Raw genomic sequence first — 13,623 nt, 5'->3', positions numbered from 1 at the left:
ACAAGGCCAGTTATGCAACCAGCCTTGTTGTATGCTTCATCATAAAAACGTACATAAACATGCGTCATGGTACATGGTGAAAAGGGTGCAGCCTAAACGAAATCTTATTGCTCAGGTACTTTGATTTCGCCTTTGATGATTTTCTCTTTATATTCGTCAGCAAGCTTCAGCACATCCGCAGGAACGTTCTTGCTCGAAGTCGAGGCAAGACCTACGCCGTTGTCTTTCAGACCAAGCGTTACAGGAGCGCCCGGCTTGAAGGAGCCGTCAACAACCATTTTGGAGTACTTCGTTACCGCTTCTTCAACGCCTTTAACCATGGAAGTCAGAGTCACTTGATCGCCGAACTCCAGGGATTGGTCTTTGTCTACGCCGATAACCCATACTTTTTTGCCTTGCTTGATGCGGTCGTTCGCTTCGTTGAAAACACCGTTTCCTGTTGCTCCGGAGGAGTGGAAAATGATGTCCGCGCCGTCGTTGTACATAGTGGCTGCTGCCGCTTTGCCAAGGTCAGGCTTATCGAATGCGCCCGTGTAGTTGATCAGGACTTTAGCGTCCGGATTTACAGCCGCAACACCCGCTTTGAATCCTGCTTCGAAACGTTTGATAACCGGAATGTCCATACCGCCGACAAAACCGATTTTGTTGGTTTTCGTCATTTTCGCCGCTACTACGCCGACCAGGAAGGAACCTTCGTTTTCGGCAAAAGTGATGGATTGAACGTTCGGAGCTTCCACCACGTTATCGATGATAGCGAAGTTAGCCGTAGGGTTTTGCTGAGCTACGGTTTTCATAGCGTCCGCGATAACGAAGCCGATACCCCAAGTCAGGTTGTATTTACCTTGTACAAACTGGTTCAGGTTCGGAACATAGTCGGAATCCGCTTTACTTTGCAGATATTTCGTGGAGATGCCTGTATCTTTCTTCAGCTTCTCCAGCGCTTCCCATGCGGATTGGTTAAAGGACTTGTCGTTTACGCCGCCAACGTCTGTTACCATGCCGATTTTCACATCGGACTTCTTCTCGCCGCCGGATGCATTGCCGCTAGGTGCTGCGCCTCCGTTGTCGGCTTTCTTGCCGCAGCCTGCGAGTACAAGCGTGAATGCCAGCATCATGACCAGCGACAGCTTGAAAAACTTCTTCATAAAAGTAAAACCCCCTGTTTGGTTTTTGTAAGCCTAATCCCTGCATCATAGTATTGGATACGAATTGTAAAAATATGTCGAGAGGACTAGGTTAATTATACCGCGTAACCGATTATACATCTTGGGTAATCCAAAATCCACAACTAAATATACTGCGGTTAATTAATTTTTTCTGTCACTGCGAAAACGCTGCCAAGCCAGGCGGCAAAAGAGTCCCGCACCCCATGGGGTACGGCTCTTTTATTGTTTAAATGAGCAAATTAAACAGGGTAGGATTGTTATTAATTTCGACATAATTAATATCTTTTTTGGATAATCTCGAGATGAGGCCTTCGTAATCGTCTTTGTTTTTCAGCTCGATGCCGACCAGGGCGGGCGCATTTTCCCGGTTCGTTTTTTTCATATACTCAAAACGCGTGATGTCGTCGGTCGGTCCCAGCACTTCTTCCAGAAACTCACGGAGCGCTCCGGCCCTTTGGGGAAAGTTGACCAGGAAGTAATGCTTGAGGCCTTCATAAATGAGAGACCTCTCCTTGATCTCCTGCATCCGGTCGATATCGTTGTTGCCTCCGCTGATCACACATACTACGTTTTTACCCACAATTTGGCTGCGGTAAGCATCCAGCGCCGCTACCGGGAGGGCTCCGGCCGGTTCGATGACAATGGCATTATTGTTGTACAGATCCAAAATCGTCGTGCATTCCTTGCCCTCCGGCACCAGCACGATGTCATCCAGCACGCGCTGGCAGATTTCGAACGTCATTTCGCCGACCTGTTTGACCGCCGCTCCGTCGACGAACTTATCCACCGTCTCCAGAGTCACGACCCGGCCCGCCTCCATAGAGCGCTGCATCCCTGCGGCTCCTTCCGGCTCCACGCCGATCACGGCGGTCTCCGGGGATACGGCCTTGACGTAAGCGCCGACTCCTGCCGCAAGTCCTCCGCCTCCGATGGAGGTGAAGATAAAATCAGGCGACACCGGCATTTGATTCAGCACTTCAAGGCCGACTGTCCCCTGACCGGCAATCGTCCGCACATCGTCGAACGGATGGATGAAGACTTTATTCTCCCGCTCGCAATAAATCCGGGCTTGAGTGGACGAATCGTCGAAGGTATCGCCGATCAGGACCACTTCCACGTAGGGACCTCCGAACATTTTGACCTGAGAGATTTTCTGGCGCGGAGTAGTGGTCGGCATAAAGATCTTGCCCTCGATCCCCAGGTGATTGCAGGAATAGGCGACTCCCTGGGCATGATTGCCTGCGCTGGCGCATACGACGCCCCGGCTCCGTTCCTCCTCCGTCAAACTTTGAATGACGTTGTAGGCACCCCGTATTTTAAAAGAACGGACGACCTGAAGGTCTTCCCTTTTCAAATAAATATTGCAGTCGTACTGCCTGGACAGAAGCTCGCTGCGCTGTAGCGGCGAAGGCTCAATAACCCGGCTTAGCGCATGGTTGGCGCGTATGATTTCTTCAACTGTGACAGTGCTCGGATTGCTCACGACAGGACTTCCTTTCCGATGTGGTAATGGTATTCCGATTATTGTAGCACAAGTCGGGCTTTTAGCGCTTGTCTCGGCCGAAAAATAAAGAAACCCGTTCCCCCGCTTAACAGGCCGGGAACAGGGTTTCTTTTTGCGGAAGGTGATGACTGACTGTGGAAGCGTAAGCCTGAGCGTCTGAGCAGCGTTAGTCCTCCAGTTCGGAAGCCGGGCGTCTGCGCCGGAATTTAGCCAGGAATTCGTACACAACAGGTACGATGATGAGCGTCAGCAGCGTCGAAGAGATCAGACCGCCGATCACGGTAACGGCTAGTCCCTTGGAGATCAGACCGCCGCTTTCGAATCCGAAAGCCAGCGGCAGAAGGGCGCCGACGGTAGCGAGAGCCGTCATCAGAATAGGCCGCAGCCGGGTAGCGGCCGCCTCGAGGAGCGCCTCGCGCGTTCTCATGCCGGCCTTTTCGTTATGAATCACCCTGTCCAGCAGGACAATGGCATTGGTGACAACAATGCCGATAAGCATGAGCGCCCCCATCATGGCCGACACGCTCAAGGTCTCCCCTGTCACAAGAAGGGCCACAATGGCGCCGATGATCGTGAAAGGCAGCGAAAACAGGATCGCAAACGGAGTCAGCGCTCCTCCGAAGAACATAACGAGCACCAGATACACAATCGCGACGGCTGCGATCATGGCGAGACCGAGCTGAGAGAAAGTCTCGTTGATCTGTTCCGTTACACCTCCGAAATCGACGCGTACGGACGAAGGGAGGCCGAGCTTGTCAATCTCGCTCTTCAGTCCTGTGGAGGCCGCGCCCACATCCTTGGACGTAATATCTGCCGACACCTCGGCGTACAGCTTCGTATCCCGGTGGGTAACCGCATTGGGCGACAGGCCCTCCTCTACTTTGGCCACGTTTTTAAGAGGGACCTCCACACCAAGCGGGGACGTGATCGTGCTGTTTTCGATCGCGGAAAGATCCGCGTACGTTTTTGGGTCGGCTTGCACGTAAACCTCGACCTCTTTGCCCTCGACCCCAACTTTGGCCAGAACGGGGCGCTCGCGATCCCGGCTGAAAGCCGCCGCAATCTGACCGGCCGTCAAACCGAGCTTGCTCAGCTTGGCCGGATCCGCGACAATCGTGTACTGGCCGTACGATTCAGACAGGCTGGAGGCTACCTTATCGAATTCCGGCCGATTCTTCATCAGAGCCTGAATTTTGTCCGCAGCGGTTCGAATCTCGTCGAGCTTCTCTCCGTACACGTAGAGACTCAGCTTGCTGCCCCCTACGCCGCCGCCCATATCCATCGGTTTCCAGTTTCCATGAACGGTGTCCGTCAATCCTTGGACCAGCCTCTTCTTCTCGGCCGTGAAATCGGCAAATTCGGGATCGTATTCCACATAAAAAAGCGCGGACTTGGACGGCCCGGGCGACATCGGATTCTGTCCGCCTACCGAGTACTGCAGATTACGGACACCGCTTCGCCCAAGCACATATTTCTCCGCTTCCAGCGCCTTCCGCTTCACATCGTCCAGCGTTTCGCCCGGGGAAGGCGTGTAGGTCACCATGGCGTATTTCTGCTCTTCTTCCGGAAGAAAACTGACGCCGACCCGCGTAGCCAGCAGCAAGCTTCCCGCCAGCAGGAGAATAGCCGTGCCGAAAGCGATGAGTTTATGATTCAACGTTGTATCCAGGACCTGTCTGTAAAAACGCCCCAGACGGCCGGTTTCGTCATGGCCGCGCCGGTTTTGGCCTTTATCCCGGGCGCGGCGTAACCGGACCGATTGGGCCGGGTCCATGCCAAGCGGAAGGGCACCGGACGCGCCGCCTTCCGCAAAGGCCGGAACCGGTGCCGGGCCCATACGTTCCAGCCTGCGGCGGAACATGGAATGCCCCAGCATCGGCACGATGGTGATCGCGACAAGCAGCGAGGCAAGCAGCGCGAATACCATCGTCAGGGCGAAGGGCAGGAACAACTGCCCGACGGGACCGCTCACGAAGCCAAGCGGGAGAAAGACCGCAATCGTCACGAGGGTCGATGAGAAGATAGGCATAAACATCTCCCGCGTCGCTTCGCGGATAAGGGCTTTGCCCCGCAGAGGCTCGGACGGGCTGGACATCCGCCGGTAGATGTTCTCGATGACGACTATCGAGTCGTCCACCACCCGGCCGATGGCGACCGTCATTGCTCCCAGCGTCATGATGTTCAGCGTGATGTCCATCTGCTGCAGCAGCAGGATGCCGATGAGCAGCGAAAGCGGAATCGAGACGATGGAAATCAGCGTCGTTCGCCAGTTGCGCAGGAACAGCATGATGATCAATACGGCGAATAAAGCGCCGAATACGGCTTTGCTCAGCATCGTGTTGACCGAATCCTCGATCGGCTTGCCCTGGTCGAGCATGATCACGGTCTCCACGCCGCTGTTCGCCTGCCGGAATTTGTCGGCCTCCTCCTTGACGGCGTTTACGACATCCACCGTGTTCGCGTCCGGCGCCTTCACGACCTGGATGCCGATGGACTCCTTGCCGTTCGTGCGGGAGATCGAGTCGGCCCGGTCGGCCAGCTCGATTGCCGCCAGCTCGGCAAGCTTCACGGTCGGCAGACCGGCCGCCCCCGCAGGCGCCGACACTGCGCCGCCCGCCCTGCCGGCGCCTGCGGCACTGCCCGGGGCCGCTGCCGTACCCGCACCGAGTGCTGCGCCCGCCCCCGCTCCGCCGCGGGCACCGGGTGCTCCTCCTGCGCCCCCGGCTGCCGGGCCTGCTGCGCCCGCCGCACCGGCTCCGCCGGGAACGAGCGGAATCTCCAGATTCCGCAGATCGTCCAGACTCTTCACGTTGCCGTCGACGACGAGGGTTTTCTCGGTCCGCCCGACTTCGTAGAGGCCCAGGGGGACTTGGACGGCCGATCCCTGAACGATCCCTTTGACCGTATCCTCGCTCAGCCCGTAAGTCTTGAGCTTGTCCCGGTCAAAGGTCAGACGGACTTCCTGCTGGTGCTGGCCCGAGATCTCCACGCTTGCCGCGCCCGGAACCCCTTCGAGCGCAGGAAGCAGATCACTTTCGATCTGCCGGGTCAGCTCGTCAAGCGATTGCTTGTCCCCCGCCACGCTCAGCGATACGACAGGAAATGCGTTTATATTGATTTTGGACACTTTCGTTTCCTGGGCTCCGCTGGGAAGCGCAAAATCGGCGACGGCTTCCTTCACTTCGGAAACGGCCTTGTCCATGTCCTTCTTGTACGAATATTCCATCACGATGGAAGATACGTTTTCCATGGATGTCGAGCTTACAACGTCTACACCGTCCAGGCTCCGGACCTTCTGCTCGAGAGGACCCGTGATCCGGTCGGCCACTTCTTCCGGCGCGGCGCCGGGATATACCGTTGTAACGGTAAGGACAGGCACTTCCAGATTCGGAAGCGTCTCCTGCTTCATGCTGAGACCGGCGTAAATGCCCGCGGCCGTAACAAGAATCGTAAGCAGCCAGATAACCAGCTTATTGTTCAGAGAATACCGGATAATCCCTCTCACTATTTTCACTCCTGTCTGTTCGTCTGAATGTATGCTGTAAAAACAGTGACTCCTCAAATAAGGGAATCTCCCTGAGCAACCGGCGCCCGATTCAATTCCGATCCGTTACGGAGGTCTCCTGCCTATTCTCCTTTTTTCCCAAAAAAAAGACTGCCGAACCCGGCAGTCTCTTAATTTTTTATGGAGTTGTGTGCAGCGGAATGGAAGTTAACGCTTCTGCAAATACCGGTAGAAGGCTGTTGCCGCCTGGGCGCGTGTCACTTCAAGTTTCGGACTGAACTTGCCCCCGTCCGCACTCATGATGCCCATTCCGGTCACAATGGCTGCGTTTCCGATGTTCTTAAGTTCGGAAGCGTCCGTAAAATTACGGTTAAAGACGTTATCGAACTCCGTCAGTTTCTTATAGTTCAGCGCACGGACGATCAGCGAAGCCATTTCCTCGCGGGTAATCGGCTGCTCCGGATTGAACTCGTCGGACGTCCGGTCGATCCATTTGCGGTCCAGAGCCGTTTCCACGTAAGAGAAATACGCGTTGCTTTTCTCCACGTCTTTGAACGAGTTTTTGCGGCCATCCATCGCTCCCGCCGGGTAATATCCGCCTCCGCTGTCTGCGATGACGAGCATCTTGATAAGCTCCCCGCGCTTGATGGACTGATTCGGATTGACCTTGCCGTCCTTCACTTCAAGGGCTTGATAATCGAGCATCAGTTGAAGCTCGTTTTGCGCCCAGTGGCCGGCGATATCGTCAACCTTCACCGGCTCCAGAGAGATCACCTCGCCGTTGTCTCTGCTGCGCCATTTACCGCTCTCCGCATCAAGGAAATAAGCGACGTTTTCGTATTTGTTCTCCAGCGTGTAAACCAGCTGGGCTTTTTGATTTTGGTTGTCCGTCGGATATTTACCGGAAGCTGCGAGAACATTGTAGCGCTCCATAGGGATTCCCGGAGGAATTTGACCTTCTAAGCCGACGCTCTGGTAAACCAGGCGAAGCTGGTATTGGGAAAGCAGCAGCTCTTTCGCTTTATCTTTATCAAGCACGGCCGGTTTCTTAGCCGGGAAAGCCAGCTTGCTTATATTCACGTAGCTGTTCTGGACATCGCCCGTACGTTTATCCACGCTTACATGAATATTGTCGTTCTCTACCCGGACCCCGTCAATGAACCGGGAGAACAGGAAGGTATACGTGTAATCCTGGTCGATCCCGACGAGTTTGCTGTCCGTTTTGGGGGCTTCCGTCGTTTCCAGCACTAGCTGATGCGTATAGGAAGGATTCGTTTTCTTTAAGAAGTCAACCGCCTTCCCTTTCGCTTCTTCGAAGGAAACTTTAACTTCCTCCGGCTTGATCGTACGGTTAGAGCTATAGTCATATTGGGAGAAGTTCGTCAGTTCACCGGTTTTGGCGTCGATAGCCAGAGATACGTACCCTCTGTTATCCTTCGCTCCGTCTTTACCCGGAAGCGCCCATTGGAAATTCCAGTTAGCGTCCGTCTGTTTCGTGGATTCGTTCTCGTATTCACTGTAGTTCGCTTCTTCAAGCTTGGCATCCGCCGGGATTTTCACCAGCTGCTGAGCCCGTTTAAGCGCCGATTCCTTCGTAGTCACCGCCGTTGCCGTACCGCTCTGAGGTTGTTCGGTCAGTGCCTTGACAGCGGCGGGAGCTTTACTCTCATACAGCGGTTTGCCAGTTTTGGCATCAATCTGAAGCGCCGCCATAGTGTATGAAATCGCCGGTTTGAGCTCCTTCGACTGGTAAGGAATGAGGTATTGAAGCACCGGTTCCGCTTGATTGCGGAACGCTTTGTCAGCCTGCTCCGGAGTGATGACGCCTTCCTTTTTATCGAAAGCCGCATCCTTATCCCAATACACGCGGTAATCGGAAAGACGGCCTTCGCTGTCTATGGCCACCGTGATATTGTTTTGAGGGAAAGGAACTCCGTCCACGACCCTTTCAAAAGTAAACCGATAGTCTTCGTATACATTCAGCGGGGTTTTGCGGGAAGCTTCGTGCAGGTCGTTGTATTTCACCTGCTTTTGCAGCTCCGGACTTAATTTTGCTATGTAATCGGATGCAATGGTTTTAGCTTGATCCAAGCTGGTTTTCGGCGGGTAAACGGGCTTGCTGTCGGGATTTTTGCTGCTGAAATTGTACCCGAGCAAAGCACCGGAATCCGCGTCCAGACTATAAGACAGATAAGAATAGTAGTCTTTCTTTTCTTTGTGGCTAAAATTCAGGTTCCAGGTTTTTGCAGGCTTGCCCCCGAATCCACGGGACATGCTTAAATTAGCCCCCTGCAAAGAGAAGCCTTCCGGCAGGGCAACGTATTTTTTAGCCAGCTCGACGGCCTGCTCTTTCGTTACCTTTACCTCTTCCTGGGAAATGTCGACCTGCTCTTTCCCTTGATCCGAAACCGGATTCGCAATAGTTGCGGACGCCCCCGTAACCGCCTTGCTCGCCATAACCGGCGTAACCGTGCCGAACAGCAGTGCGGAAGTGACCACTGCCGTACCTGCTTTCAGAATAATTTTCAAACGGACCTGCCTCCTTCGAATAGGTGGAATGGAACATACTGGATTCCATTTCTCACCATCTGAGACGGACAAATCCGGGCAAAGGTTGCGGAAAAATTCCCCATCTCTTAACCTGTTACTTTTTTGTCATTTCTATAAGGTTTAGAGGCGTTCAAAAGGATCCCTTCCACCCTCGTCACATTGATAGAATGCCGCCGTCCAAGCGCCTTATCCCCCTTACGGAAGAAAGATCCTCGGCGAGCTTAAGGCATGCGTAATCTTTCCGCTTGGCCTCCACCATCACATCGAGCCGGTCCAGCCCTTCCTCCTTGCATGCTTTCAAAAAAACAAGCAGCGGTCCCGCTTCCACATACTCGGCATGAGAGCGGAAGTCTTTGTCGTTCTTCGGCGAGGAAACATGAACTTTCATCGGACGGTCCTTCCATGTCTCCGCTATTTGCGGGAGCAGCTCGATACCCGGGCGAGAAGAGGGGTTGCACCAGTCGTGGTGAAGATCGAGCATCACGGGAACCCCGCTGCGCCGACATACGGACAGCGTTTCTTCGGCCGTATAGGTTTTATCGTCATTTTCAAAAGTCAGACGCTTCAAAATGGATTCCGGCACCCGCGGCAGGTTCGAGAGGAGACGTTCGGCCGAAGCATGCTTGTCCCCGTAGGCTCCGCCCACATGGATATTAATGATGCAATCGCTGCCCATCCCCATGCCGCCGAGAATGTCCGCATGATAGTCCAGGTCGCGTATCGCGGCATCCACCACCGCATCCGAACCGTTGAGCAGCGTAAATTGGTTGGGATGCATCGACAGTCGGATATCGTGGAGGCGGGCAAAAGCACCCAGCTCGGCAAGCTCCTCCCTGTACACCTCTTTAACCCCGATATGGACATCGGGATGGGTGGCGAGCGGGATCAGCGAAGAACTGAGCCGGTACAGGCGGATTCCGTGCGCCGCATTATAATAAAGAATTCTGCGCGTAGCTTCCAGATTGCGGCGCCCCACCTCGATCGCCTTTGCCAGCGATTCTTCATAAGGCCCTTCTTTGAACCGTTTATACGTAAACGTCGAGCTCGGTGTGTTGTGATAAATAGCCAGCGCCTGCGCTACATAGCCGATGCGAACTTCCAAGCTTGTCACCTCTTCTTCAGGTTTCCCGTGCCAGATTTTTTTACCCCAGGGCCTCCGGGTTGTATCTCTGAATGAAGAGGTTGTGCGAATTTGGCAGGCATACCCCTTCCGGCGGCGGCAGATATTATCCCCGTATGGTTGTCAGCCGGAATCTTTCCGGAACAGGACGCCTCAATAAACCACAAATCTACCGCACATTCTCAGGAGGGTTCTTTCATGTCCACGCTTCTCTATATTACGGCACATCCGCATGACGACCGGGCTTCTTACAGCATGGCCGTCGGCAAAGCGTTTCTCGATGCTTACCGCGAAAATCACCCCGGAGACCATATCGTGACACTGGACCTGTACAAAGCGTACATTCCGCAAATCGATACGGACGTCTTTAGCGGCTGGGGCAAGCTGCGCTCCGGCAGTTCGTTTGACCAGCTATCGGAAGAAGAAAAGAAAAAAGTGACCCGTTTCGGCGAGCTGACGGATCAGTTTGTGGCGGGCGACAAATATGTTTTCGTCACTCCGATGTGGAATTTCTCCTTCCCGCCCCTCATGAAAGCCTATATCGATACGATCTGCACGGCGGGTAAAACGTTCAAGTACACGGAAAACGGCCCGGTCGGCCTGCTTACCGGCAAAAAAGCGCTGCACGTCTACGCATGCGGCGGCGTTTATTCCCAAGGCCCCGGAGCCGGGTCGGACTTCGGAAGTCCGTATCTGAAAACGATCATGTCCTTCTTCGGAATATCGTCCTTTGAAACGCTTTATGTGGAAGGGATGGCCCAGTTCCCCGACCGCGCCGAGCAGATTAAACAAGACGCCATTAAACACGCACAGGAAAAAGCCCGGACGTTTTAGTCCGAAACGACTACGACTTGAAAAGCATGAGGGACATAAACCCTCTCCCTTCACACAGAAAAACCCCGTAAATCCTAAGATTTACGGGGTTTCTTCCGTGCATAACGCCACAGCGTTCGACAGGGACCGGGCTTAGTATTGGTCGCGTCTGATCAGGGAGATGTTATACGCGGACACCAGCAGACCGACGATTCTCGTGACATAACCGACGAGCGGAATGTAGCTGAGGAAGGCCAGCACGATGTTGACGACGGCCGGAAGCAGCGTCCGGTTGCTGTTGATCAGGCCGATGACGGCACTCACGAATACGAGAGGCACTACCCAGCCGCCGGACCATAGGAATCCGAACGGGATAAGGCCGACTACGTAGCCGATGATAATTCCGATTTCCACAATAAGTTGAATCACATTCAAAACGCGTTTCGTTTCCGAACTCACGATAAATCCCTCTTTTCGCAGGACGGCGGCGCGTGAATGAAAACGCCCCGTCTTATTTAATTTTACACATCGCAGGGTGTAACGCTCGACCCGGAAGACCTTCCGTAGACGCGGGAGCAGTCCGCGAATCTTACAAATCGTTTCAACCGGATTTTCCATACCCTTGTTTAATTTACGTACCGAGGCGTCTTCGCGTTTCATACGTCCGCCTTCTTTCTTCCTAATTATACCTTAAAATTTTTATAAAAAAAGACCCGGACTTCTCCGGGCTCAATAGAAAGTATAAAAAACGAAGGGAAACCCTCTACCAAAAGACCCATGGTAAGCCCCGCGGAGTCTCGAACAGTGCCGCGGCACCGTTCATACTCGTGAACCAAATAGCAGACCGGGTTTCCTCCAAGGCTTAGCGGCTTTTACGTAGAAGCCGCGATACCGGTTGCGACCCCGCCCGGCGCAACGCCCGCAGCGGAGCCTCCCTGCTGCAGACGGTACATCTGGGAGTACCGGCCGCCCAGCTCCAGCAGCTCCTCGTGATTCCCCCGCTCCACAATCTCGCCGCGGTGCAGGACCAGAATCAGATCCGCGCTGCGGATCGTAGACAGCCGGTGCGCGATGATGAAAGTGGTCCGGCCTTTCTTGACGACATCGAGCGCGGCCTGAATCACAGCTTCCGTCTCCGTATCGATGTTGGCGGTCGCTTCGTCTAGGATAAGAATCGCCGGATCGAAAGCAAGCGCACGCGCGAACGAGATCAGCTGCCTCTGGCCCGCGGAGAGCGTGCTTCCTTTTTCGAGCACGGGCTCGTCGAAGCCTCCCGGCAGGTTGGCGAATATGCGCTCGCCGCCGACATCCCGCAGCGCCGCATCCACCTTCTCCCGCGGAATCGTGCCGTCCCCGAGGCTGACGTTGCTGGCAATCGTTCCCGTGAAGAGGAACGGATCCTGCAGCACGATGCCCATATGCTGACGCAGAAGCTGCTTGGGCATGGCCGTGATATCCTGGCCGTCCACCCGAATCGTTCCTTTCTGCGGATCATAGAACCGGAACAATAGGTTCATAATGGAGCTTTTGCCTGAACCGGTATGGCCCACGAGCGCCACAGTCTGCCCCTGCTTCGCCTCGAAGGAAATGTTCTTGAGCACATAATCTTCCTTGTAAGCGAAGGACACCCGCTCGAAGCTGACATCGCCTTTGTACCGGGGCAGCCGGCCTTCGGCAACGTCTTCGCCCCGTTCATCCATCAGCTCGAACACGCGTCCCGCCGAAATGATCGATTGATCGAGCGTCGCAAGCTGATTCACCATCCCGGTGATCGGCTGGAAGAGCCGGTTCAAGTAGTCGATGAAGGCGTACAGCACCCCGAAGGAGATCACGGATTCGGCTCCCGTTCCCATCGAAGCGCCTCCGAAATGCCAGAGCAGCAGCGCGAAAGAGATGTTCCGCAGCACTCCGACCAGATTGTGGGAGGTGAGGGCGTTCAAGCTTTGCAGCTTCTGCTGGTGCTTGAGGTAATCCTCGTTGAGCGTTTCGAACTCCTCCATCGTTTCTTTCTGACGGCGAAACGCACGGATGATCGTCATCCCCTGGATGGCTTCATTGATCATCCCGTTAATGTCGCTTAAGCGCGAACGGATGATTTTGTTGTACCGCGAAGCGTACTTCCGGTAAATGATGACCCAGACGACCAGCAGCGGGACGATCAGAAGACAGATCGCGCCGAGCTTCACATCCAGAAGGAACAGGGCGATAAAAATCCCCGTGATATACACGAAGCCCGTGAAAAAGTTCGCCAGCACCGTCACGAATAAGTCGCGGACGGCCTCGGTGTCATTGGTCACCCTGGATACGACCTTTCCGGCCGGAAGATTGTCGAAATAATGGATGGGCAGCCGCTGAATTTGCCTATACACATCCAGCCGCAGCTTCTGAATAACACGGTTTGCGGAAACCTGTAGCATGTACCGCTCTCCGAAGGTGAAGACAGCCGCTACGGCCAGCAGCCCGAGATAAAGCAGGGCCAGCCGGATTAATTTGGTCAACTCCGGCCGATAGAACACGTAGAGCTCGCCTTTGGTCAGCGACTTCGCTTCGTATACGGCGCTCTCTCCGCCTCTCGTGACCGTCAGCTTGCCGTCCTGCCAGGACCGCTGGCCGTCAAAGGCGATCGGCCCGTTCACGAAGACGAATCGCGTGCCGACCTGAAGCAGCCTGGCCTCGTCACCGCGCGTTTCGCCTTCCGCGAAACGGTCTCCGCGTTTGTAAAGCTCGCCCCCGTAGGATACCGTGTCCCCGTTGTCCACGGTATTCCCGGCGCTGCCGGTTTCCCGCGGGACTTTGTACCAAGGCTGCTCGATCCCGAGGATATGCGTATCGATCATCCGCTTGGCGATAAAAGGACCGGACAGCTCTGCCGCTACCGCGACCGTAAGCATAAGTAGTGCAAGAATAAATAATTTTTTATGATGAAGTGCGTACTGCACCAAACGTTTGCCTGTGTGCAAGGCCG

General features: G+C 54.7%; 8 protein-coding genes. 1 reads left to right on the top strand and 7 read right to left on the bottom strand.

The window, feature by feature from the left end; all coding sequences use genetic code 11:
• Positions 1-104 precede the first annotated feature (104 nt).
• The 5 genes from KVT34_RS21230 to uvsE form a co-directional block, all read right to left on the bottom strand.
• On the bottom strand, positions 105-1,145 hold the full coding sequence (locus tag KVT34_RS21230; protein WP_217560839.1) for a BMP family lipoprotein: 1,041 nt from the start codon (positions 1,143-1,145) through the stop codon (positions 105-107).
• A 247-nt stretch (positions 1,146-1,392) separates the two neighbouring features.
• The gene (gene ilvA / locus KVT34_RS21225; protein ID WP_217560838.1) at positions 1,393-2,649 is read right to left on the bottom strand and encodes a threonine ammonia-lyase IlvA; all 1,257 of its coding nucleotides are present in this window, start codon (positions 2,647-2,649) and stop codon (positions 1,393-1,395) included.
• Positions 2,650-2,836: 187 nt separating this feature from the next.
• Positions 2,837-6,175: an efflux RND transporter permease subunit gene (locus KVT34_RS21220; protein ID WP_217560837.1), complete on the bottom strand. Its 3,339-nt coding sequence runs from the start codon at positions 6,173-6,175 to the stop codon at positions 2,837-2,839.
• A 207-nt stretch (positions 6,176-6,382) separates the two neighbouring features.
• Positions 6,383-8,704, bottom strand: coding sequence for an S-layer homology domain-containing protein (locus KVT34_RS21215; protein WP_217560835.1), 2,322 nt, complete (start codon positions 8,702-8,704; stop codon positions 6,383-6,385).
• 175 nt (positions 8,705-8,879) lie between these two features.
• Entirely contained in the window at positions 8,880-9,836 is a 957-nt protein-coding gene (gene uvsE, locus KVT34_RS21210) for a UV DNA damage repair endonuclease UvsE (RefSeq protein WP_309244117.1), read from the bottom strand.
• Between the two features lie 207 nt (positions 9,837-10,043).
• On the opposite strand from uvsE, the gene KVT34_RS21205 reads away from it, so the two are divergent.
• A complete protein-coding gene (locus KVT34_RS21205; RefSeq protein ID WP_217560833.1) occupies positions 10,044-10,679 on the top strand; it encodes an FMN-dependent NADH-azoreductase in 636 nt (211 codons plus the stop codon).
• A gap of 132 nt (positions 10,680-10,811) precedes the next feature.
• Here the strand turns inward: KVT34_RS21205 and KVT34_RS31955 are convergent, their stop codons facing one another.
• Both KVT34_RS31955 and KVT34_RS21195 read right to left on the bottom strand, forming a co-directional pair.
• On the bottom strand, positions 10,812-11,318 hold the full coding sequence (locus KVT34_RS31955) for a hypothetical protein (RefSeq protein WP_254635038.1): 507 nt from the start codon (positions 11,316-11,318) through the stop codon (positions 10,812-10,814).
• 212 nt (positions 11,319-11,530) lie between these two features.
• A complete protein-coding gene (locus tag KVT34_RS21195) occupies positions 11,531-13,618 on the bottom strand; it encodes an ABC transporter ATP-binding protein (protein WP_217560832.1) in 2,088 nt (695 codons plus the stop codon).
• Positions 13,619-13,623 lie beyond the last annotated feature (5 nt).

The sequence above is a fragment of the Paenibacillus sp. GbtcB18 genome (genome assembly GCF_019091125.1).
In the GTDB taxonomy this organism is placed as follows: domain Bacteria; phylum Bacillota; class Bacilli; order Paenibacillales; family NBRC-103111; genus Paenibacillus_F; species Paenibacillus_F chitinolyticus.
The sequence above is the reverse complement of the archived record's forward strand: the minus strand, read 5'-3'. Positions and strand labels throughout refer to the sequence as shown.